The sequence below is a fragment of the uncultured Modestobacter sp. genome (assembly GCF_947486615.1).
Classification (GTDB): Bacteria; Actinomycetota; Actinomycetes; order Mycobacteriales; family Geodermatophilaceae; genus Modestobacter.
On the sequence record NZ_CANKUD010000004.1, the window covers coordinates 451,737 to 471,693 of the forward strand.

22 protein-coding genes are annotated in these 19,957 nt (G+C 73.7%); 16 read left to right on the forward strand and 6 right to left on the reverse strand.

Translation table 11 applies throughout. The annotated features are described in order from the left end of the window. Positions 1 to 64 precede the first annotated feature (64 nt). Entirely contained in the window at positions 65 to 1,243 is a 1,179-nt protein-coding gene (locus Q1A09_RS10865) for a zinc-dependent alcohol dehydrogenase (RefSeq protein ID WP_299954580.1), read from the reverse strand. Between the two features lie 275 nt (positions 1,244 to 1,518). On the opposite strand from Q1A09_RS10865, the gene Q1A09_RS10870 reads away from it, so the two are divergent. Further along, positions 1,519 to 2,721, forward strand: coding sequence for a M23 family metallopeptidase (locus Q1A09_RS10870; RefSeq protein WP_299954581.1), 1,203 nt, complete (start codon positions 1,519 to 1,521; stop codon positions 2,719 to 2,721). A 153-nt stretch (positions 2,722 to 2,874) separates the two neighbouring features. After that, positions 2,875 to 3,798, forward strand: coding sequence for a cation diffusion facilitator family transporter (locus Q1A09_RS10875; protein WP_299954582.1), 924 nt, complete (start codon positions 2,875 to 2,877; stop codon positions 3,796 to 3,798). A 100-nt stretch (positions 3,799 to 3,898) separates the two neighbouring features. Here the strand turns inward: Q1A09_RS10875 and Q1A09_RS10880 are convergent, their stop codons facing one another. Then, positions 3,899 to 5,443, reverse strand: coding sequence for an MFS transporter (locus tag Q1A09_RS10880; protein WP_299954584.1), 1,545 nt, complete (start codon positions 5,441 to 5,443; stop codon positions 3,899 to 3,901). 84 nt (positions 5,444 to 5,527) lie between these two features. Between Q1A09_RS10880 and Q1A09_RS10885 the strand changes: the two genes are divergently transcribed. After that, entirely contained in the window at positions 5,528 to 6,046 is a 519-nt protein-coding gene (locus tag Q1A09_RS10885; RefSeq protein WP_299954587.1) for a metallophosphoesterase, read from the forward strand. Next, on the forward strand, positions 6,043 to 6,894 hold the full coding sequence (locus Q1A09_RS10890; protein WP_299954590.1) for a putative RNA methyltransferase: 852 nt from the start codon (positions 6,043 to 6,045) through the stop codon (positions 6,892 to 6,894). The genes Q1A09_RS10885 and Q1A09_RS10890 overlap by 4 nt, the downstream gene beginning before the upstream one ends. Positions 6,895 to 6,976: 82 nt before the next feature. On the opposite strand, the gene Q1A09_RS10895 is transcribed toward Q1A09_RS10890, so the two are convergent. Then, positions 6,977 to 7,252, reverse strand: a complete 276-nt coding sequence (locus tag Q1A09_RS10895; protein WP_299954592.1) for a GlsB/YeaQ/YmgE family stress response membrane protein — start codon at positions 7,250 to 7,252, stop codon at positions 6,977 to 6,979. A 308-nt stretch (positions 7,253 to 7,560) separates the two neighbouring features. Between Q1A09_RS10895 and ctaD the strand changes: the two genes are divergently transcribed. Beyond that, positions 7,561 to 9,321 (forward strand): cytochrome c oxidase subunit I, encoded by a 1,761-nt coding sequence (ctaD, locus tag Q1A09_RS10900; RefSeq protein ID WP_299954595.1) that lies wholly within the window; start codon positions 7,561 to 7,563, stop codon positions 9,319 to 9,321. Between the two features lie 151 nt (positions 9,322 to 9,472). Continuing rightward, on the forward strand, positions 9,473 to 10,723 hold the full coding sequence (gene serB / locus Q1A09_RS10905) for a phosphoserine phosphatase SerB (protein ID WP_299954597.1): 1,251 nt from the start codon (positions 9,473 to 9,475) through the stop codon (positions 10,721 to 10,723). On the opposite strand, the gene Q1A09_RS10910 is transcribed toward serB, so the two are convergent. Together Q1A09_RS10910 and Q1A09_RS10915 are read right to left on the reverse strand one after the other, a co-directional pair. Next, the gene (locus Q1A09_RS10910; RefSeq protein WP_299954600.1) at positions 10,707 to 11,276 is read right to left on the reverse strand and encodes a nicotinamidase; all 570 of its coding nucleotides are present in this window, start codon (positions 11,274 to 11,276) and stop codon (positions 10,707 to 10,709) included. The genes serB and Q1A09_RS10910 overlap by 17 nt on opposite strands. Before the next feature lie 52 nt (positions 11,277 to 11,328). Further along, the gene (locus tag Q1A09_RS10915) at positions 11,329 to 12,621 is read right to left on the reverse strand and encodes a nicotinate phosphoribosyltransferase (RefSeq protein WP_299954602.1); all 1,293 of its coding nucleotides are present in this window, start codon (positions 12,619 to 12,621) and stop codon (positions 11,329 to 11,331) included. 62 nt (positions 12,622 to 12,683) lie between these two features. On the opposite strand from Q1A09_RS10915, the gene clpS reads away from it, so the two are divergent. After that, positions 12,684 to 12,980 carry an ATP-dependent Clp protease adapter ClpS gene (clpS, locus tag Q1A09_RS10920; RefSeq protein WP_299954604.1) on the forward strand — a complete coding sequence of 99 codons (297 nt, stop codon included), beginning with the start codon at positions 12,684 to 12,686 and terminating at the stop codon, positions 12,978 to 12,980. A 25-nt stretch (positions 12,981 to 13,005) separates the two neighbouring features. Continuing rightward, entirely contained in the window at positions 13,006 to 13,518 is a 513-nt protein-coding gene (locus Q1A09_RS10925) for a DUF2017 family protein (RefSeq protein ID WP_299954606.1), read from the forward strand. Here the strand turns inward: Q1A09_RS10925 and Q1A09_RS10930 are convergent. After that, positions 13,457 to 13,813 carry a hypothetical protein gene (locus tag Q1A09_RS10930; protein WP_299954609.1) on the reverse strand — a complete coding sequence of 119 codons (357 nt, stop codon included), beginning with the start codon at positions 13,811 to 13,813 and terminating at the stop codon, positions 13,457 to 13,459. The two genes, Q1A09_RS10925 and Q1A09_RS10930, sit on opposite strands and share 62 nt — an antisense overlap. Positions 13,814 to 13,977: 164 nt before the next feature. On the opposite strand from Q1A09_RS10930, the gene Q1A09_RS10935 reads away from it, so the two are divergent. The 8 genes from Q1A09_RS10935 (at position 13,978) to Q1A09_RS10970 (ending at position 19,896) form a co-directional block, all read left to right on the forward strand. Continuing rightward, entirely contained in the window at positions 13,978 to 14,451 is a 474-nt protein-coding gene (locus tag Q1A09_RS10935) for a M67 family metallopeptidase (protein ID WP_299954611.1), read from the forward strand. Positions 14,452 to 14,614: 163 nt separating this feature from the next. Then, on the forward strand, positions 14,615 to 14,893 hold the full coding sequence (locus tag Q1A09_RS10940) for a MoaD/ThiS family protein (RefSeq protein ID WP_299954612.1): 279 nt from the start codon (positions 14,615 to 14,617) through the stop codon (positions 14,891 to 14,893). A 45-nt stretch (positions 14,894 to 14,938) separates the two neighbouring features. Next, a complete protein-coding gene (locus Q1A09_RS10945) occupies positions 14,939 to 15,889 on the forward strand; it encodes a PLP-dependent cysteine synthase family protein (protein ID WP_299954615.1) in 951 nt (316 codons plus the stop codon). Next, the gene (locus Q1A09_RS10950) at positions 15,880 to 16,623 is read left to right on the forward strand and encodes an HAD-IA family hydrolase (protein WP_299954618.1); all 744 of its coding nucleotides are present in this window, start codon (positions 15,880 to 15,882) and stop codon (positions 16,621 to 16,623) included. The genes Q1A09_RS10945 and Q1A09_RS10950 overlap by 10 nt, the downstream gene beginning before the upstream one ends. 71 nt (positions 16,624 to 16,694) lie before the next feature. Next, positions 16,695 to 17,519, forward strand: coding sequence for a glutamate racemase (gene murI / locus Q1A09_RS10955; protein WP_299954620.1), 825 nt, complete (start codon positions 16,695 to 16,697; stop codon positions 17,517 to 17,519). Continuing rightward, positions 17,516 to 18,256 (forward strand): MBL fold metallo-hydrolase, encoded by a 741-nt coding sequence (locus tag Q1A09_RS10960; protein WP_299954623.1) that lies wholly within the window; start codon positions 17,516 to 17,518, stop codon positions 18,254 to 18,256. Before murI ends, Q1A09_RS10960 begins: the two co-directional genes overlap by 4 nt. 177 nt (positions 18,257 to 18,433) lie before the next feature. Then, on the forward strand, positions 18,434 to 19,381 hold the full coding sequence (locus Q1A09_RS10965; RefSeq protein ID WP_299954626.1) for a DNA polymerase domain-containing protein: 948 nt from the start codon (positions 18,434 to 18,436) through the stop codon (positions 19,379 to 19,381). After that, complete coding sequence (locus Q1A09_RS10970) at positions 19,378 to 19,896, forward strand: AAA family ATPase (RefSeq protein WP_299954630.1); 519 nt, start codon at positions 19,378 to 19,380, stop codon at positions 19,894 to 19,896. Before Q1A09_RS10965 ends, Q1A09_RS10970 begins: the two co-directional genes overlap by 4 nt. Positions 19,897 to 19,957: the final 61 nt, after the last annotated feature.

Here is a 19,957-nt window from a genome sequence, read left to right on the forward strand (position 1 = left end):
TCGCCACCCGCGCCACGGGCCGCGCCGGGACGTGAGTCCCGTGCGCGGCCCGTGGACGTGCAGGTCAGGGCTGGAGCAGCACCTTCACCGCGCCGTCCTGCTTCTGCCGGAAGGTCTCGTAGGCCTGCGGGGCCTGCTCCAGCGGCACCCGGTGGGTGGCGAAGTCGTCGACGCCCAGCGGGTCGGCGTCGGTCAGCAGCGGCAGGATGTCGGGCACCCAGCGCCAGACGTTGGCCTGGCCCATGCGCAGTTCGATCTGCTTGTCGAACATCCGCATCAGCGGCACCGGGTCGGTCGCGCCGCCGTAGACACCGGACAGGGAGACCGTGCCGCCGCGGCGGACCGCCTCGATCGCGGTGTTGAACGCGGCGAGCCGGTCGATGCCGGCGACCGTCATGACCTTCTCCATGATCGCGTCGGGCACCACCGCGCTGGCCTTCTGGGCGAGCTTGGCGCCGGGGGAGCCGTGCGCCTCCATGCCGACGGCGTCGATCACGGCGTCCGCGCCGCGGCCGTCGGTCATCTCCCGGACCGCCCCGACGACCTCCTCCTGCTCCGTCGACGCGATCACCTCGATCCCGCGCGCCCGGGCGCGGGCGATCCGCTCCGGGACGACGTCGGAGGCGATCACCCGGTGGCCGAGGTGGGTGGCGATCCGGGCGGCCATGTCACCGATCGGGCCGAGCCCCAGCACCAGCACGGTGCCGCCCGGCGGGGGAGCGGCGTACTGCACGGCCTGCCAGGCGGTGGGCAGCACGTCGGAGAGGTAGACGAACCGGTCGTCGGCCGGGCCCTCGGGCACCTTGATCGGCAGGGTGTTGCCGAAGGGCACCCGCAGGTACTCGGCCTGGCCACCGGGGACCTGGCCGTAGAGCTTGGTGTAGCCGAACAGCGAGGCGCCCATGCCCTGCTCGCGGTTCTGGGTGGTCTCGCACTGGCTCTGCAGGCCCTGGCTGCACATCCAGCAGGTGCCGCAGGAGATGTTGAACGGCACGACGACCCGGTCGCCGGCCTTCAGCTCGGTCACCCCGGCGCCGACCTCGCGGACCACGCCCATCGGCTCGTGGCCCATCACGTCACCGACGGTCATGAACGGGGCCATCACCTCGATGAGGTGGAGGTCGGACCCGCAGATGCCGCTGGAGGTGATCTCCACGATGACGTCGGTCGGGTCCTGGATGGTCGGGTCGGGGACGGTGTCCACCTGGACGTCGTCCCGGCCGTGCCAGGTCACTGCGCGCATGTGTGCTCCTCGAGTCGTGGGGGCGCCGGACGGCCGCGACGAGGTCTGCAGGCCCGTTCTCCGGTGCGTGACGTTCCTCGCTCGTACCCGTCACGGCGCGTTCAACTCATCAGCCGCTCGCACACCTGACGTCACGCAGGGTGCTCATTTGGCAGGAAGTGTTGTGAGCCTGGTCACTTGACCTCGTGTGCTTATCCGGTTGTGCACATCACGAACCGATCACGACGTGTTTACATGGGCCCCGCCCGAGCTCGCCCCCGACGGAAGACAGGTGCATGGACCCGCAACATCTCGCCCGGCTCGACGACGACGGAACGGTGTCGCCCAGCGGCAGCGGACCGGCCGGTGGCCCCGCCGCCGACGCGTCGCCCGAGAGCCCCGAGGTGCCGGCGCTGGCGCCCGTGCTCCCGTTCCGCCGCACGCTCGCCCGGCGGTCCCGCCGGCTGCTGGGGGCCACCCCGCTGCGGGCGGCCGGGGTCTGCCCCGCGCCGCGACCGGCCGTCGAGGCCGATCCGGCTGCTGTCGTCCCGGCCGTCGGCGTCCCGGCTGCCATCATCTCGGACGTCGACGCCTGGCCGCTGCCGGTGGCCTCCGACGGGCTGGTGCTGGGCGATGCGTGGCCGCTGCCGGTCGACGTCGACGGTCTGCTGCTCGACGGCGCTGCGCCCCAGGTCGCCGAGCAGGACGCTGCCGCCGACCGGCTCACCCCGATGCAGGTGGTGGCCGCGGTCGCCGCCGGCGCCCGGCACCGCCGTCCGCCGCTGCCGGCCCGCCGTCCGGCGCTGTACCTGGCGGCCGCGCTCATCGGGGCCGCCGGCCTGGCCGTCGCCGCCACCGGCGACCCGGCGCACGTGGCCCGGGCCGCGGGCACCGAGGAGTCGATCAGCGTCGCCGAGGAGCTGGGCATGGTGCAGGCCGAGCAGCCCGCGCTCACCGGCGAGCAGGCGACCGACCGGCTGCAGGACATGGTCGCCACCCGCGCCCAGCGCGAGGACGCCGAGGTCGCCGCCGCCCAGGTGCAGGCCGAGGCCGACCGGGTCGCCGCCGAGGCCGCCGCTGCCGCCGCTGCGGAGGCGGCCCGCCCGAAGGCGGCGCTACCCGTGCAGGGCGCCCGGCTCACCAGCGGGTTCGGCTACCGGTGGGGCACGCTGCACGCCGGCATCGACTTCGCCGCGCCGCTGGGCACCCCCGAGTACGCGGCGATGGACGGCGTCGTGGTGCGCGCCGGTGCGGCCAGCGGTTTCGGCCTGGCCGTCTACATCCAGCACGAGAACGGTGACGTCACCGTCTACGGGCACATGCAGGAGATCCTCGTCGAGGAGGGGCAGACGGTGAAGGCGGGCGACACCATCGCCCTGCTCGGCAACCAGGGCCAGTCCACCGGACCGCACCTGCACTTCGAGGTGCACGTGGGCGGCATCGACGGCGAGCGGATCGACCCGCTGCCGTGGCTGCGCGAGCGCGGCGTCCAGGTCTGAGGAAGGACCGGCTCGTCCCCTGACCGCCGGCCCCTGCTGCGCCGGTCGGTCCCTGGCGCACGCCTGCGCGCACCCGTGTGAGCGGGTCGACCTGGCTTTCCTCCATCACATGCGGCATCGTGCATGTGAGATCCGGAGGACAGGGGGACGTCGATGGGGCACGACCACGCACACGGGCACGGGCACGGCACCGTCTCCGCCGCGCACCGCGGCCGGCTGGTCGTCGTCCTCGTGCTCACCGGCAGCGTCTTCGTCGTCGAGCTCGTCGGTGCACTGCTGTCGGGCTCCCTGGCCCTGCTCGCCGACGCCGCGCACATGGCCACCGACGCCCTCGGCATCGGGATGGCGCTCGGGGCGGTGACGCTCGCCCAGCGACCCGCCCGCGGGCGGCGGACCTTCGGCTGGCAGCGGATCGAGGTGCTCGCCGCGGTGGGCAACGGCCTGCTGCTGCTCCTGGTCGGCGGCTACGTCGTGGTGGAAGCGATCCGCCGGATCGGCGACCCGCCGGACATCCACTCCGGCTGGATGCTCGGCGTCGCGCTGCTCGGCCTGGCCGTCAACGTCGGCTCGCTGAGCCTGCTGCGCGCCGGGCAGGGCGAGTCGCTGAACACCCGCGGCGCCTACCTCGAGGTGGTCGGGGACGCCCTCGGCTCGGTCGCCGTCATCATCGCCGCCGTCGTCATCAGCACCACCGGCTGGACCGGGGCCGACGTCGTCGCCTCTCTCGCGGTCGGTGCCCTGGTGCTCCCGCGGGCCTGGTCACTGCTGCGCGAGGCGCTCGACGTCCTGCTGGAGGCCGCGCCCAAGGGGGTCGACCTGGCGCAGGTGCGCGAGCACGTCCTCGGGGTCTCCGGCGTGCTGGACGTGCACGACCTGCACGCCTGGACCATCACCTCCGGGCTGCCGGTGCTCTCCGCGCACGTGGTCGTCACCGACGAGGTGCTCGCCGACGGGCACGGCGGCCGGGTGCTCGACGCGCTCTGCAGCTGCCTGGGCGACCACTTCGACCTGGAGCACTGCACCTTCCAGCTCGAGTCGCCCGGGCACCGCAACCACGAGTCCCCGGTCCACGAATGACGGACGCCCGCCTCCCCGAGGGAAGACGGGCGCCCGTCCCGGCCCTGCTGCAGGGGCCCGCGCTGAGCTTGCGAAGCGTGGGGGGCAGCAGGGTCTTTCGTCAGCCGGCGTGCACGACCGCGCCGTCGGCGGGCAGGTCCTCCTTGGTGGCCTTGATCAGCACCGCGGAGACCAGCGCGCCGACCACCAGCAGCACCGCCGCCCAGGTGAAGGCGGTCGTGTAGCCCTCGACCTGGGCCGCGATGCCGACCGCAGGGTCGGTCGGGTCCTGGCCGGCCGCCACGCTGTCGGTGACGGCCGAGGTGATCGCGCCGACCGACAGCGTCGCCAGCAGCGCCGTGCCGATCGAGGCGCCGACCTGCTGGGTGGCGTTGAGCATCGCGCTGGCCGCACCCGCGTCGTGCTCCCCCGCGCCGATGAGCGCCAGGTTCGACAGCGGCACGAACGTGAAGCCCAGGCCCAGCCCCAGCAGCAGCTGGCCGGGGAAGGCCAGCGACCAGAACGAGCTGTCGACGTCCAGGAACGACATCAGGAACAGGCCCGCGGCGGCCAGCAGGCCACCGGCCACCATCAGCGGCTTCGGCCCGATCCGCGGCACCAGCCCGCTGGCCGCGCCCGCGGAGACGAGCACGCCGAGCGTGGTCGGCAGTGAGGCGAAGCCGGCCGCGACCGGCGTGTAGCCGAGCACCTGCTGGAAGTAGAGGCTGAGGAAGAAGAAGGCGCCGATCAGCCCGGCCCCCACCAGCGTGGAGGTGAGGTACGCACCACCGCGGTTGCGGTCCAGGACCAGCCGCATCGGCAGCAGCGGGTTGCGCACCTTCAGCTCCAGGACGACGAACGCGGCCACCAGCAGCACGCCGACGGCGATGAAGGTCAGCGCCGAGGCGTCGGTCCAGCCGCTGTCCCCGTTGCCGGCGTCGGCGTTGGCCTGTGCGGTCTCGGCGACCTGGGTGAAGCCGTAGACGAAGGAGGCCAGCCCCAGGGTGATCAGCACGGCGCCGGGGATGTCGTAGCTGGTCTCCCCGGGGGCCTTGCTCTCCGGCACGATTGGGATGGCGGCCACGACGGCGATGACCGCCACCGGCACGTTCACCCAGAAGCACCAGCGCCAGTCGGCGTACTCGGTGAGCACCCCGCCCAGCAGCAGGCCGACCGCGGAGCCGCCGCCGGCGATGGCGCCGTAGACGGCGAAGGCCTTGGCCCGCTCCTTGGCATCGGTGAACAGCACGGTCAGCAGGGCCAGCGACGCCGGGGCCAGCAGCGCGCCGAAGGCGCCCTGCAGGGCGCGGGCGGCGAACAGCAGTTCCTCGTTCTGCGCCAGGCCGCCCAGAGCGGAGGCGATGGCGAAGCCGACCGCCCCCACCAGGTACGTGCGCTTGCGGCCCCAGAAGTCCGCGATCCGGCCGCCGAGCAGCAGGAAGCCGCCGAAGGTCAGCGTGTACGCGGTGACGATCCACTGCTGCGAGGCGGCGGTGACGTCCAGGTCGGCGGAGACCGCCGGCAGGGCGATGTTCACGATGGTCGCGTCCAGGATGACCATCAGCACCGTCACGGCGATGACCGCGAGGGCCAGCCACCGCTTCGGGTACGGCTCGGTGGCCGGCGGGGTCGCCGCCGGGTCGGGGAGTGGTGCGGTCGTGCTCACGCGTGGGTGTCCTCTGTCGCTCGTCTCCGGGTCGGCCGAGTCGTCGGCCGAAGGAGGAAGTTAGTCGGCTGGGACGATGTCGTCGTGCCCGTTTCCGTGGTGTTCATCTCCGACACCCATCTGCCCCGGCGGGCGCGCGACCTGCCCGGGTCGGTGTGGTCGGCGATCGAGGCCGCGGACGTGGTGGTGCACGCCGGCGACTGGGTCGACGTCGCCCTGCTGGACGAGTTGGAGCAGCGGGCGCGGCGGCTGGTCGGGGTGTACGGCAACAACGACCACGGGGTGCTCCGCGAGCGGCTGCCGGAGGTGGCCCGGGTGGAGCTGGGCGGGGTGCGGTTCGCCGTCGTCCACGAGACCGGCGACGCGAAGGGCCGGGAGCAGCGCTGCGCCGCGCGCTTCCCCGACGTCGACGTCCTGGTGTTCGGGCACAGCCACATCCCCTGGGACACGACCGCGGCCACCGGTCTGCGGCTGCTCAACCCCGGCTCGCCCACCGACCGGCGCCGGCAGCCGTTCGCCACCTACCTCACCGCCACCGCGGACGACGGCCGGCTGACGGACGTCACGTTGCACCGGCTGCCGCCGCGGGTGCCCGGCCGATGAACCTGCCTGCGCTCCCGCCCGCGGCGGTCGCCCTCCTCGCCTGCCCGGTCTGTGGCCAGGGGCTGGCCGCGGACCCGGCCGGGCTGCGCTGCGCCGCCGGGCACGCCTTCGACCGGGCGCGGCAGGGGCACGTGACCCTGCTGCCGCCCGGCGGCACCCCGCACGCCGGCGACTCCGCGGCGATGGTGGGCGACCGTGCCGACTTCCTCGCCGCCGGGCACTACGCCGGGATCACCGCCGCGCTGGCCGATGCGGCCCTCGCCGGGCCGTCACCGGCGACGCTGCTGGACCTGGGCGGCGGCACCGGTGCACACCTGGCCGGCGTGCTCGACCGGGCCCCGGACGCCGTCGGGGTGGTGCTCGACGCCTCCCGGTACGCGGCCCGCCGGGCGGCACGGGCGCACCCGCGGGCGATCGCCGTCGTCGCCGACTCATGGGCACGCTGGCCGGTGCGGGACGCCGCGGTGGACCGGGTGCTGGTGGTGTTCGCCCCGCGGAACGGTGCCGAGACCGCCCGCGTGCTGACCCCGCAGGGGCGGCTGGTCGTGGTGACCCCGGCGGCGGACCACCTGGCCGAGCTGATCGGCCCGCTCGGGCTCCTCACCGTCGACCCGGCGAAGGCCGACCGGCTCGCCGCCGGCCTGCAGCCGCACCTGCGCCCGGTGGCGGCCTCCGGCCACCGGACCGAACTGGCCCTGGACCACGCCGCGGTGCGCACCCTGGTCGGCATGGGCCCGCACGCCCGGCACCTGGCCGACGGCGAGCTGGACCGGCGGCTGGCCGCGCTGCCCGAACCGGTGACGGTGACGGTGGCCGTGGGCGTCGGCACCTGGGAACGGGACGGCTGAGCCGGCCCGACGCAGCGAGGGCCCGGCCTGGTGGCCGGGCCCTCGTCGAGCGGGTGTGCGGCCGGCTGTCGCCGGCCGGTCGTCAGCGGTTGACGCGACGCTGCTTGCCGGTGGCGGCCACGTAGACGGCCAGCACCAGGATCGCGCCGATGATGGAGGCCCACCAGCCGCCCAGGTCGAACTCGAGGCCGTCACCCTGCACCAGGTTGAACACCAGGTTGCCGACCACCGAACCGATGAGGCCGAGGACGAGGGTGGCGACGAGGCCGAGGTCCTGCTTGCCAGGGACCACGGCACGGGCGATCAACCCGGCGACGAAGCCGATGAGGACCGCCAACAGAACTCCGCCGATGCTCACGGGTGACCTCCTGTGCGCGACGGCCGAGCCGCCAGGCGCTGGTCCGTCCAGCGCAAGATCATCGATGCCCGGGGCGAACGTGAACAAACTCCCGAGACGCCCCGGTCTCGGTTCCGTGCGTCACCCACCCGGCGCCGGGACGTCGCTCAGCGGGCTCATGACCTGCGGTTCCGCGAGTGGATCACGACATGTGTCCCGGACGGCGGCAGGTGGCCGGCAGGGGGCCTCGGGGGAGTGGGTCCCGGCGCGCCGCACCGACCCCCGCTCCCGCCGCGTCGGACGTGATGCGGCGGGCTAAGCTGCGCACCGTGACGATCGCACCTGCCCCGATCGTGAGCCGGCCGAGCCCGGCCCACGAGGCCCAGAAGGGGTCGCGGCTCCTCGGTCTGCTGCGCACCACCGACCACAAGACCATCGGCCTGATGTACACCACGGTGGCCTTCATCTGGTTCTTCGTCGGTGGCTTCATGGCGCTGCTGATGCGCGGTGAGCTGGCTCGCCCGGAGCTGCAGTTCCTGTCGCCCGAGCAGTACAACCAGCTGGTCACGATGCACGGCACGATCATGCTGCTGTTCTTCGCGACGCCGATGTTCTTCGCGTTCGCGAACCTGATCATGCCGCTGCAGCTCGGTGCGCCGGACGTCGCCTTCCCGCGACTGAACGCCTTCTCCTTCTGGCTGTTCCTCTTCGGTGGCGCGATCGCCGTCTCCGGCTTCCTGACCCCGGGTGGTGCGGCCGACTTCGGCTGGTATGCCTACACCCCGCTGTCGACCGGCGCGCACAGCCCGGGCGCCGGCGGTGACCTGTGGATCGCCGGTCTGGCGGTCAGCGGTCTGGGCACGATCCTCGGTGGCGTCAACTTCATCGCCACGATCGTCTGCCTGCGCGCGCCGGGCCTGACGATGTTCCGGATGCCGATCTTCGTCTGGGCGTCGCTGGTCACCAGCATCCTGATCCTGCTGGCCTTCCCGATCCTGACCGCCGCGCTCTTCGCGCTTCTGGCCGACCGCCACCTCGGGGCGCAGGTCTACACGCCGGAGAACGGCGGGCCGATGCTGTGGCAGCACCTGTTCTGGTTCTTCGGCCACCCCGAGGTCTACATCATCGCGTTGCCGTTCTTCGGCATCATCAGCGAGGTCATCCCGGTCTTCAGCCGCAAGCCGCTGTTCGGCTACAAGGGCATGATCTTCGCGCTGATCGGCATCACCGCCCTGTCGCTGGCCGTGTGGGCGCACCACATGTTCGCCACCGGCGCGGTCCTGCTCCCGTTCTTCGCCTTCCTGACGTACCTGATCGCCATCCCGACCGGCATCAAGTTCTTCAACTGGATCGGCACGATGTGGCGGGGCCAGCTCACCTTCGAGACGCCGATGCTGTTCTCGGTGGGCTTCCTGATCACCTTCCTGCTCGGTGGTCTGACCGGCGTCCTGCTGGCCAGCCCGCCGCTGGACTGGCACGTGAACGACAGCTACTTCGTCGTCGCCCACTTCCACTACGTGGTCTTCGGCACCGTGGTGTTCGCCGCCTACGCCGGCCTGTACTTCTGGTTCCCGAAGATGTGCGGCCGGATGATGGACGAGAAGGTCGGCAAGCTGCACTTCTGGCTGACCTTCATCGGCTTCCACGCCACGTTCCTGATCCAGCACTGGCTGGGCAACGAGGGCATGCCGCGTCGCTACGCCGACTACCTGAGCATCGACGCACAGGGCGCCTTCACGTGGATGCACACGGTCTCCACGATCGGGTCGTTCATCCTCGGTGCCTCGGTGATCCCGTTCGTCTACAACGTCGTCAAGTCGTGGAAGCACGGCCGGCTGGCGCTGCGCGACGACCCCTGGGGTCACGGCAACTCCCTCGAGTGGGCCACCTCCTCCCCGCCGCCGCGGCACAACTTCGTCGAGATCCCGCGGATCCGCTCGGAGCGCCCGGCGTTCGAGCTGCACTACCCGCACCTCAAGGAGCGCCTGGAGATGGAGGCGCACGCCGGCAAGGGCCACCAGCCGTACGCCAGCGAGGCCGGTCTCACCGCCGGTGCCCGTCAGGGTGCCGACGACAAGGACCCGACCTGACCAGGGACCGCACCCTGCTCACCCCCCGCTAGTCCGGGGTGGGCCGCACGAACGCCCCGCCAGCCACCGGCCGGCGGGGCGTTCGCGTTCGGCGGGGGCGGCGGGCGGGGGCCGTCCCCGGTCCCGTGGCCAGGTCCGGCACGATGGCGCCGTGACCGACCGCGCCACCGTCCCCGCGCCGATCGACCAGCCCGCCACCGCGGGTGCGTTGCTGACCGTCAGCGGGCCCGACCGGCCCGGCGTGACCGCCGCTCTCTTCGCCGCGCTGCAGGCCGCCGGGCCGGAGCCGGTCGAGGTGGTCGACGTCGAGCAGGTGGTGGTGCACGGCCAGCTGGTGCTCGGGGTGGTCGTGGCCGGCAGCGGTGCCCCCGACCTGCTGACCCGCCTGCACCGCACCGCGGGCGACGTAGCCGCCGCCACCGGCCTGCAGGTCTCCGTGGAGGCGGCCTCTGCGGGGCAGCAGCACACCGAGCGGACGGTGCGGCACCACGTGATCGTGCTGGGGCGCCCCGTGCCGCCGGCGGCGGTCGCCGGTGCCGCCCGGGCCATCGCCGGGGTCGGCGGCAACATCGAGGCGATCCGGCGGCTGTCGGACTACCCGGTCACCAGCTTCGAGCTCACCGTCTCCGGCGCCGGCTCCACCCAGCTGCGCACCGCGCTGGCGACCGTGGCCGCCGAGACCGGCACCGACGTCGCCGTGGAGCAGGCCGGGCTCTCCCGGCGGAGCAAGCGGCTGATCGTGCTGGACGTGGACTCGACCCTGGTGCGCGGTGAGGTGATCGACGAGCTGGCCGCCCGGGCCGGCCGGGCCGCGGAGGTCGCCCGGATCACCGCGGCGGCCATGAACGGCGAACTGGACTTCGAGGAGTCGCTGCGCGCCCGCGTCGCCGTCCTCGCCGGCCTGCCGGTCGGCGTCCTGGACGAGGTGCGCGAGCACCTGGTGCTCACCCCGGGGGCCCGCACGCTGATCCGCACGCTCCAGCGGCTGGGCTTCCGCTGCGGGATCGTCAGCGGCGGCTTCACCCAGATCACCGACCCGCTGGCCGAGACGCTCGGGCTGGACTTCGCCGCTGCCAACACCCTGGAGGTGGCCGACGGGAAGCTGACCGGTGGGCTGGTGGGCGAGGTGGTCGACCGGGCGGGCAAGGCCCGGGCGCTGGCCCGCTTCGCCGCCGAGCACGGCATCCCGCTGGAACAGACGGTCGCCGTGGGCGACGGCGCGAACGACCTGGACATGCTCAACGCCGCCGGGCTGGGCATCGCCTTCAACGCCAAGCCGGTCGTCCGGGAGCAGGCGCACGCGGCGCTCAACCAGCCCTATCTGGATGCCGTCCTGCAGGTGCTCGGCTTCACCCGGGACGAGGTGCTGGACGCGGACCCGGGCGTCAGCCCGCTCGGCTGACCTCGCCCTCCAGCTGCACGCCGGCGGTGCGCAGCTGGTCGAGGGCGGCGGCGGTGGTGGCCTCGGCGACCCCCGCGGTCAGCTCGAGCAGCACCCGGGTGCTGAAGCCGGCGGCGACCGCGTCCAGGGCGGTGGCCCGCACGCAGTGGTCGGTGGCGATGCCCACCACGTCCACGGAGTCCACGTCGTGCGCCCGCAGCCAGTCGGCCAGGCCCTGCCCGTCGAAGGTGCCCTCGAAGCCGGAGTAGGCCGCGGCGTACTCGCCCTTGTCGAACACCGCCTCGATGGGCCGGCGGTCCAGGTCGGAGTGCAGCTCCACCCCCGACGTGCCGACCACGCAGTGCGCCGGCCAGGTCTCGGTGTAGTCGGGCTGCTCGGCGAAGTGCCCGCCCGGGTCGACGTGGTGGTCGCGGGTGGCGACCACGTGGGCGTAGTCGGCGGCGGCGAGGTGGGCGCTGATCGCCCGGGCCACGGCCGTCCCCCCGGCCACGGCCAGGCTGCCGCCCTCGCAGAAGTCGTTCTGCACGTCGACCACCAGCAGTGCACGCGTCATGACCCCATCCTGCCTGGCGCGTGGTGGCACGGCGCCCGGGCGGGGGCCTCCCTCAGGCGGTGACGGTGTCGATCGCGGCGTCGCCCCGGGACAGCGACCAGGCCTCGGCCGGCAGGGCGGTGCGCGCCTGCTCGTGCACCGTCCGGGCCTCGGCCAGCGCCTGCGCCGGCGTCCGGGGCCGGACCAGCTCACCGCTGCGGACCAGCGGCACGATCAGCTCCCGGTCGTGCTCGCCGGCGGTCACGGGGGAGGAGCTGACCACCTCGGCGGTCGCCGTCCCGTCCGCGTCGTGCCGACGGAGGGCGTGCTTGCGGCCGCCCACCGAGCGCTTGCCCTCGGAGTTCTTCGCCACCGGCACGCCGTCCCGCTCGACAAGCTTGTAGACCATGCCGACGGTGGGCGCCCCGGACCCGGTGACCAGCGAGGTGCCCACGCCGTAACCGTCGACGGGGGCGGCGGCCAGCGCGGCGATCGCGTACTCGTCGAGGTCGCTGGTGACGATGACCCTGGTCCCGGTGGCGCCGAGGGAGTCCAGCAGCTCACGTGCGCGGGTGGCCTGGATGGCCAGGTCGCCGGAGTCCAGCCGGACGGCGCCCAGACCGGTGCCGGCGACCTCGACCGCCGTCCGGATGCCCTGCTCGGTGTCGTACGTGTCGACCAGCAGGGTGGTGCCGGTACCGAGGGCGTCGAGCTGGGCGCGGAAGGCGGCCGCCTCGTCGTCGTGCAGCAGCGTGAAGGCGTGCGCGCTGGTGCCGGTGGTCGGGATGCCGTAGCGCGCGCCGGCCGCGAGGTTGGACGTGGCGGTGAACCCGACCAGGGCGGCGGCCCGGGCGGCGGCGACCGCCGCCTCCTCGTGGGTGCGCCGGGAGCCCATCTCGATGCACGGGCGGCCGCACGCCGCCCCGATCATCCGGGCACCGGCCGCGGCGATCGCGCTGTCGTGGTTGAGGACCGACAGCACCAGGGTCTCCAGCAGCACCGCCTGCCCGAACGGCGCCCGCACCGTGAGCACCGGGGAGCCGGGGAAGTACACGTCGCCCTCGGCGTAGCCGTCGATGTCGCCGGTGAACCGGAAGGCCGCCAGGTGGTCCAGCAGCCGCGGGTCGTCGATGCCCTGCGCCCGGACGGCGTCCAGCTCGGCCGCACCGAACCGGAAGTCGGCCAGTGCGTCCAGGAAGCGGCCGGTGCCGGCCAGCACGCCGTAGCGCCGGCCGTGCGGGAGGCGGCGGGCGAAGACCTCGAAGACGCAGTCACGCTCGGCGGTGCCGTCGGCCAGCGCGGCGGCCAGCATCGTCAGCTCGTACCGGTCGGTGAGCAGCGCGGGGCTGAGCTGGCTCGGCGGCATGGACCAGGACGATAGGTGCCGGCCGAGTGGGCCGCCCGAGGCGGGCGTCCTAGAGTGATCACGTGGCCGGACCCCTTGCGCCCGCCTGGACGCCGGAGACGACGTCGCGGGAGGAGTCCGACCTCGACCGGCCCTGGGTCACCGTCGTCTGGGACGACCCGGTCAACCTGATGACGTACGTGACGTTCGTCCTGCAGGAGCTGTTCGGCTACGACGAGCCCACCGCCACGCAGCTGATGCTGCAGGTGCACAACGAGGGCAAGGCGATCGTCAGCTCGGGGCCGCGGGAGCGGATGGAGCACGACACGAACCGGCTGCACGCCTACGGGCTGTGGGCCACCTACCAGCGCGACGCGTGAGCGGTCCCGCGCACGAGGAGGCGGCGTGAAGCCGTTCCGCCGCAAGGGCGAGGAGCTGGTGGCCCGGCTGGTCGACGCGGAGGCCGACATCGTCGGCCTGCTGCTCGACCAGCTCGAGCAGCTGCTGGCCGTGGATCCCGTCGACTCCGGCGGCGACCCGGTGATGGACCGGCTGCTGCCCCGCGGGCACGCCACCGACCCGGAGATCGCCGCGGACTACCGGGACCTGACCGAGGCGGGGCTGCGCAGCGGCAAGGCCGACGACCTGGCGATGGTGCGGGCCACCCTCCCGCCGCACGGCGGGGAGGTGCGGCTGGACGCCGACCAGGCACGCGCGTGGCTGCGCACCACCAACGACCTGCGGCTGGCGCTGGGCACCCGGCTGGGCATCTCCGCCGACACCGAGCCGCCGGAGCCCGACGCGTCCGACGACGACGCCGACGAGGAGGGCTCCCAGCTGGCGGTCTACTACTGGCTCACCGCCGTGCAGGGGTCCCTCGTCGACGCGCTGGCCGCCGGACGAGGCGGCCGACGGTGAGCAGCACCAGGATGGCGACGAGCAGGTCGGTGAGGAAGAAGACGTAGACCAGGCTGTGCACCGGCACGTCCTGCACGATCGCCCCGATGCAGGACACCAGGGTGACGGCGGACAGCAGGAGCAGCAGGACGAGCCCGACCAGCCGGCCGAGCACCACCAGGACCAGCTCGACCCGGTCGGCCCGCTGGTCCGTGCTCGCCCGGCCGCTGCGGTGCAGCAGCCGGGACGCGCCGTGGACCAGTGCCGGCAGTGCGACCAGCACCACGCCGACCACCATGAGCAGCTCGATCACCACGGTCGGCGACGTTATCGGTCGGACACCCCTCCGACACAATCCGTTGGCGTCGTGCTCACCCCACGGGACGGTGTGCACTGCGATCGGGACCGGTGATCACCCGTTCCGGCGGTGGACCCGGGCCAGGGACGGCGCCCGCGGACGGCGCTGCCTAGACTGGCCCCGTGCTGCGCATCGACCGCGCGACCTACGACGCCATCGTGGCCCACGCCCGGGAAGACCACCCGGACGAGGCCTGTGGCGTCGTCGCCGGCCCCGAGGGCAGTGACCGCCCCGAGCGCTTCATCCCGATGCTCAACGCGGCCCGCTCGCCGACGTTCTACGAGTTCGACAGCGGCGACCTGCTGAAGCTGTACCGGGACATGGACGACCGGGACGAGGTCCCCGTGGTCATCTACCACTCGCACACCGCCACCGAGGCCCGCCCCTCGCGCACCGACATCAGCTACGCCTCCGAGCCCGAGGCGCACTACGTGCTGGTGTCCACCCGTGAGCACGGCACGCAGACCGGCCTGGCCGGGGACACCGTGGAGTTCCGCAGCTTCCGGATCGTCGACGGCGAGGTGCGCGAGGAGGACGTCGAGGTCGTCGAGTCCTACCTGTTCGGCCACTCGCCGACCACCGTCGTCTACGACTGAGAAAGGACCCCGTTGCCCCCCACGACGCGCTCCGCGCGCCGCGGGGCCCTGCAACGGGGCCGTACTGGAATCGCCGGCTGGGTGCCGGCGTTCCTCCTAACAGTCGTTCCTGCGCGCCCGGCGCGCGATCCCCCGTCACCCCGTACGAAGGAGCCCCACAGCCATGGCCATCCAGGTCCGCATCCCGACCATCCTGCGCACCCACACCGGCGGCAACAAGACCGTCGAGGGCAGCGGCGCCACGCTCGGCGCCCTGGTCGACGACATCGACAGCCAGCACCCCGGGATCAAGAACCGTCTGGTCACCGAGGAGGGCAAGCTGCACCGCTTCGTCAACGTCTACGTCAACGACGAGGACGTGCGCTTCACCGGTGCGCTGGACACCGCCGTCAAGGACGGCGACTCCGTGACGATCCTCCCCGCCGTCGCCGGCGGCTGCTGACCCGGAGCGTCCCCGCCCGGCACCGCGACACCTGGAGACCCCGTCATGGCCCGCTTCGCCTCGCTCGTCGACTCCCTCGGCGGCACCCCGCTCGTGGGGCTGCCGTCGCTGTCGCCCACCCCGGACGTCCGGTTGTGGGCCAAGCTGGAGGACCACAACCCCACCGGGTCCATCAAGGACCGGGCCGCCATCGCGATGATCGAGGCGGCGGAGAAGGAGGGGCGGCTGCAGCCGGGCAGCACCATCCTGGAGCCCACCAGCGGCAACACCGGCATCTCGCTGGCGATGGTCGCCCGGCAGCGCGGCTACCAGCTGATCTGCGTCATGCCGGAGAACACCTCCATCGAGCGCAAGCAGCTGCTGGAGATGTACGGCGCCCGGATCATCAGCTCGCCGGCGGCCGGCGGCAGCAACCAGGCCGTCGCGATGGCCAAGGGCCTGGCCGCCGAGCACGAGGACTGGGTGATGCTGTACCAGTACGGCAACCCGGCCAACGCCGAGGCGCACTACACCGGCACCGGCCCGGAGATCCTCGCCGACCTGCCCTCGATCACCCACTTCGTCGCGGGCCTGGGCACCACCGGCACGCTGATGGGCGTCTCCCGCTACCTGCGGGAGAAGAAGCCCGGCGTCCAGGTGATCGCCGCCGAACCGCGGTACGGCGAGCTGGTCTACGGCCTGCGCAACATCGACGAGGGCTTCATCCCCGAGCTCTACGACCCCGACCTGCTGGACTCCCGCTTCTCGGTCGGCCCGGACGACGCCATCCACCGCACCCGCCAGCTGGTGGAGCGGGAGGGCATCTTCGCCGGCATCTCCACCGGGGCGATCCTGCATGCGGCGCTCGGCGTCGCGGACAAGGAGGTCGCGGCCGGCCGCAAGGCCGACATCTGCTTCATCGTCTGCGACGGCGGCTGGAAGTACCTGTCCACCGGCGCGTACGCGGGCACCCTGGAGCAGGCCAGCGCCGCGCTCGAGGGCCAACTGTGGGCCTGAGGAAGCACCCCGCTGCCCCCCGCCACTCGCCAGCTCGTGGCGGGCCCCTGCACCGGGGCCGTGGCAACACGACGCCTGACGGCGGCGTCCTCCTGGGGGCGAAGGGGCTGCTGTTCGACAACGACGGGGTGCTGGTCGACTCCGAGCCGAGCGTCGTCCGCTCGTGGACCCGGTGGGCGGTGGACTCGGGGCTCGACCCGGTCGAGGTGATGGCCGCGGTCCCCGGCCGTCGCGCGGGGGACACGGTGGCGCTCTTCGTGAGGCCCGAGGACGTCGACCGGTCGGTGGCGCTGATCACCCGCTACGAGCTCGAGGACGTCGCCGACACGGTGGCGATCGCCGGTGTGCTGGACCTCGTCGCCCAGCTGGACGGCGTCCCGTGGGCCGTCGTCACCTCCGGTGTGCGTGAGCTGGCCACCGCACGGCTGCGCGCGGCCGGCGTGCCGGTGCCGCCGGTCGTGGTCACCGCCGAGGACGTCGTCGCCGGGAAGCCCGACCCGGAGCCGTACCGGACGGGCGCCGCCCGGCTCGCCCTCGACCCGGGGGAGACGATCGTGCTGGAAGACAGCCCCAGCGGGGTGCGCGCCGGGCTGGCCGCCGGCGCGACGGTGCTGGGCATCGGGCAGACCGCGCTGGACACCGACGCGACGGTCGTCGTCCAGGACCTGGTCGGCGCGCGCTGGACCGGCGAGGGCCTGCTGCTGCCGGACGACGCGCTGCTGCGCCGGCCCTGACCGGCCGAGACCAGCGTCTCGGTCGCCGGGACGGCGGACCGTCGGAGGGGGCCGTTAGCCTGGCGGCCGACATGAGCACTGCTGCGGGGGCCGACGCGCCCATCGGGATCTTCGACTCCGGCGTGGGCGGCCTGACGGTGGCCCGCGCCGTGCTCGACCAGCTGCCGCACGAGGCGATCCGCTACGTCGGCGACACCGCGCACAGCCCGTACGGGCCACTGCCGATCGCCGAGGTCCGGCGGCACTCGCTCGCGGTGATGGACGACCTGGTGGCCGCCGGGGTCAAGATGCTGGTCATCGCCTGCAATTCGGCCAGCGCTGCCTGCCTGGGCGACGCCCGGGAGCGCTACGACGTGCCGGTGGTCGAGGTGGTGCGCCCCGCCGCCCGCCGCGCGGCCGCCGCCACCCGCAACGGCCGGATCGGCGTCATCGGCACCCAGGCCACCATCACCAGTGGCGCCTACGAGGACGCCTTCGCCGCCGCCGGGCACCTGACGGTCACCAGCGCGGCCTGCCCCAGCTTCGTGGACTTCGTCGAGCGCGGGGTCACCAGCGGCCGGCAGCTGGTCGGGCTGGCGCAGTCCTACCTCGACCCGCTGCTGGGCGCCGGCGTCGACACCGTGGTGCTCGGCTGCACCCACTACCCGTTGCTCACCGGCGTGCTCTCGCTGGTGCTGGGCGAGGAGGTCACCCTGGTGTCCAGCGCGGAGGAGACGGCGAAGGACGTGTACCGGGTGCTGACCCGCACCGACCTGCTGCGTGACCCCGACGGACCGCCGCCGGTGCACCGGTTCCTCGCCACCGGCGACCCGGAGCCCTTCGCCCGGCTGGGCCGCCGCTTCCTGGGGCCCGAGGTCGACGTCGTCGACCGGGCCGGTGCGGAGGCCCGCGCGTGAGGCTCACCGTCGTCGGCTGCTCCGGCAGCGCTCCCGGCCCCGACTCGCCGGCCTCCTGCTACCTGGTCGAGCACGACGAGTTCGTGCTCGCCCTCGACCTGGGCAGCGGCTCGTTCGGTGCGCTGCAGGCCCACGTCCGGCCCGGCGACGTCGACGCGGTCTACCTCAGCCACCTGCACGCCGACCACTGCCTGGACGCCGCGCCGTTCGTGGTCTGGCACCGCTACTCGGGTCAGTCCGACGGGCGCACCGTGCCGCTGTACGCGCCGGTCGGCGCCGACCGGCGGCTCGCGACGGCCTACGACCCCGATGGCGGCCCGATCGACGACGTCTTCGACGTGACCCCCATCGGCCCGGGACGCTGGACGCTCGGGCCCTTCGAGGTGGCCACGGCCCGCACCGCGCACCCGGTCGAGTGCTACGCCGTGCGGCTCACCGCCGGCGGCCGGTCGCTGGTCTACACCGGCGACACCGGTCCGAGCGACGCCGTGGTCGAGCTGGCCCGCGGCGCCGACGTGCTGCTGGCCGAGGCCGCCTACCCGGAGGCGCCCGACCTGCCGCCGGGCCTGCACCTGACCGGCCGCCAGGCCGGCGAGCACGCCGCCGCGGCGGGGGTCGGTCGGTTGATCGTCACCCACGTGCCGTCCTGGGTGGACGCCGAGGCGCAGCTGGCCGCCGCCCGCGCCGCCTTCCCGGCCGCCGAGCTCGCTCGTCCCGGCGCCGTCCACGAGATCTGACGACCCCCTGACACCGGGTGACCTGATCAAACGCTGTCCTACCGCATCAGCGCTGGTGCGGTAGGACAGCCGTTGGTGCAGGAGGAGGCCTGTTCTGGCTCGGAGCGGACCTCCGGACGGGGCCGAGGCGGGCAACGGTGGGTTGCTCCCGCGACCGGCGGGCGGCACGGTGACGGGATGACCGACGAGGAACGGGACGGCGTCCGGCTGAGCAGCCTGGACTCCCCGCTGGGCGACGGGCTCGAGGTGTCCAAGCGGGAGCTGGTCGACCACCTGGACGCGTTCGCCGACCGGCTGGTTCCGCTGCTCGCCGGCCGGCCGCTGACGGTCAAGCGGGTGCGCCCCGGGGCGGCGCCGTTCATCCAGCGCGACGTGCCCAAGGGCGCCCCCGACTGGGTGCGCACCGTGCCCACCTGGTCCGACCGGGCCCACCGCGAGGTGCACCAGGTGCTCGTCGATGACCGTCGCACCCTGCTGTGGCTGGCCAACCAGCGGGCCGTGGAGTTCCACGTGCCGTTCGGCCGGGTGGGGGAGGAGGAGCCGACCGGGCTGGTGCTCGACCTCGACCCGCCCGACGGCGCCTCGCTCGAGGCCGTGGTGGCGACCGCGCGGCTGGCCCGGCAGGCGCTCGCCGACGCGGGCCTGGACGCAGCGGTCAAGACGAGCGGCTCGACCGGCCTGCACGTCGTCGTCCCGGTGCACGGCTCACCGGCCGAGGACGTCGCCGCCGCCACCCGCGCGCTGGCCGCCCGCACCGAACGGCTGGACCCGGAGGTCGCCACCACCGCCTACGTCGTGGCCGAGCGGGGCGGCCGGGTGTTCGTCGACTCCACCCGCTCCGGTCGCGGCACGATCGCCGTCGCCTACAGCCCGCGGGTGCGCCCCGGCCTTCCGGTGTCCGCGCCGGTCGACTGGGAGGCGCTGGACGACGTGCGGCCGCAGGACGTCACGGTGCGCACCGCCCGCGAGCTGATCGGGGACGTCGATCCCTGGGCGCAGACACTGCCCGGACCGCAGCGGCTGCCCGCCGACCTGGTCGCCGAGGGGCACACCATCCCGGTCGCCCGGGTCGCCGCGATGCACGAGGGCAAGCGCCGGGCCCGCGCCAAGGCGGCTGAGGGGTGATCCTGTGGCTGCACGGCGCCTTCGGGGCGGGCAAGACATCGGTGGCGGCCGAGCTCTGCCGCCGCCGTCCGGAGCTCGTGCCCTTCGACCCCGAGCTGGTCGGGTACCTGGTGCGGCGCTCGTTGCCCGTGCCCACCGGCGACTTCCAGGACCTGCCCGAGTGGCGGCGGCTGGTCGCGGCCAGCTGCGCGGTCCTGGAAGATGGCGGCCGGCGCACGGTGGTCACCCCGATGACGCTGCTGCGCGAGGAGCTCGCCCGCGAGCTGTTCGACGGCCTCGCCGACCGGGGCGTGCAGGTGCGGCACGTGCTTCTGGACGTCGCGGAGGCTGAGCTCGTGCGGCGGATCCGCGACGACGGGGCCGAGCCCGGCGCGCGGGACTGGAGGCTGTCGCACGTGCCGACGTACGCCGTCGCCCGGCCCTGGCTCACCGCGCTGGCCGACGGCGTCGTGGACACCACCGGGCGGACCGTCGACCAGGTCGCCGACGAGGTCACCGGCGCACTCAGCTGGTGACCTCGGCCGGCCGTCCTCACCTGGTGGTCGCCGTCCTCAGGTCGTGCGGTGCGGACGGCGA

What these genes read in the sequence shown, in the direction of transcription:
- Q1A09_RS10865 (WP_299954580.1), bottom strand. Translation starts at nt 1,243, where the DNA reads ATGCGCGCAGTGACCTGGCACGGCCGGGACGACGTCCAGGTGGACACC.
- Q1A09_RS10870 (WP_299954581.1), top strand. Translation starts at nt 1,519, where the DNA reads ATGGACCCGCAACATCTCGCCCGGCTCGACGACGACGGAACGGTGTCG.
- Q1A09_RS10875 (WP_299954582.1), top strand. Translation starts at nt 2,875, where the DNA reads ATGGGGCACGACCACGCACACGGGCACGGGCACGGCACCGTCTCCGCC.
- Q1A09_RS10890 (WP_299954590.1), top strand. Translation starts at nt 6,043, where the DNA reads ATGAACCTGCCTGCGCTCCCGCCCGCGGCGGTCGCCCTCCTCGCCTGC.
- Q1A09_RS10910 (WP_299954600.1), bottom strand. Translation starts at nt 11,276, where the DNA reads ATGACGCGTGCACTGCTGGTGGTCGACGTGCAGAACGACTTCTGCGAG.
- Q1A09_RS10915 (WP_299954602.1), bottom strand. Translation starts at nt 12,621, where the DNA reads ATGCCGCCGAGCCAGCTCAGCCCCGCGCTGCTCACCGACCGGTACGAG.
- Q1A09_RS10940 (WP_299954612.1), top strand. Translation starts at nt 14,615, where the DNA reads ATGGCCATCCAGGTCCGCATCCCGACCATCCTGCGCACCCACACCGGC.
- Q1A09_RS10945 (WP_299954615.1), top strand. Translation starts at nt 14,939, where the DNA reads ATGGCCCGCTTCGCCTCGCTCGTCGACTCCCTCGGCGGCACCCCGCTC.
- murI (WP_299954620.1), top strand. Translation starts at nt 16,695, where the DNA reads ATGAGCACTGCTGCGGGGGCCGACGCGCCCATCGGGATCTTCGACTCC.
- Q1A09_RS10965 (WP_299954626.1), top strand. Translation starts at nt 18,434, where the DNA reads ATGACCGACGAGGAACGGGACGGCGTCCGGCTGAGCAGCCTGGACTCC.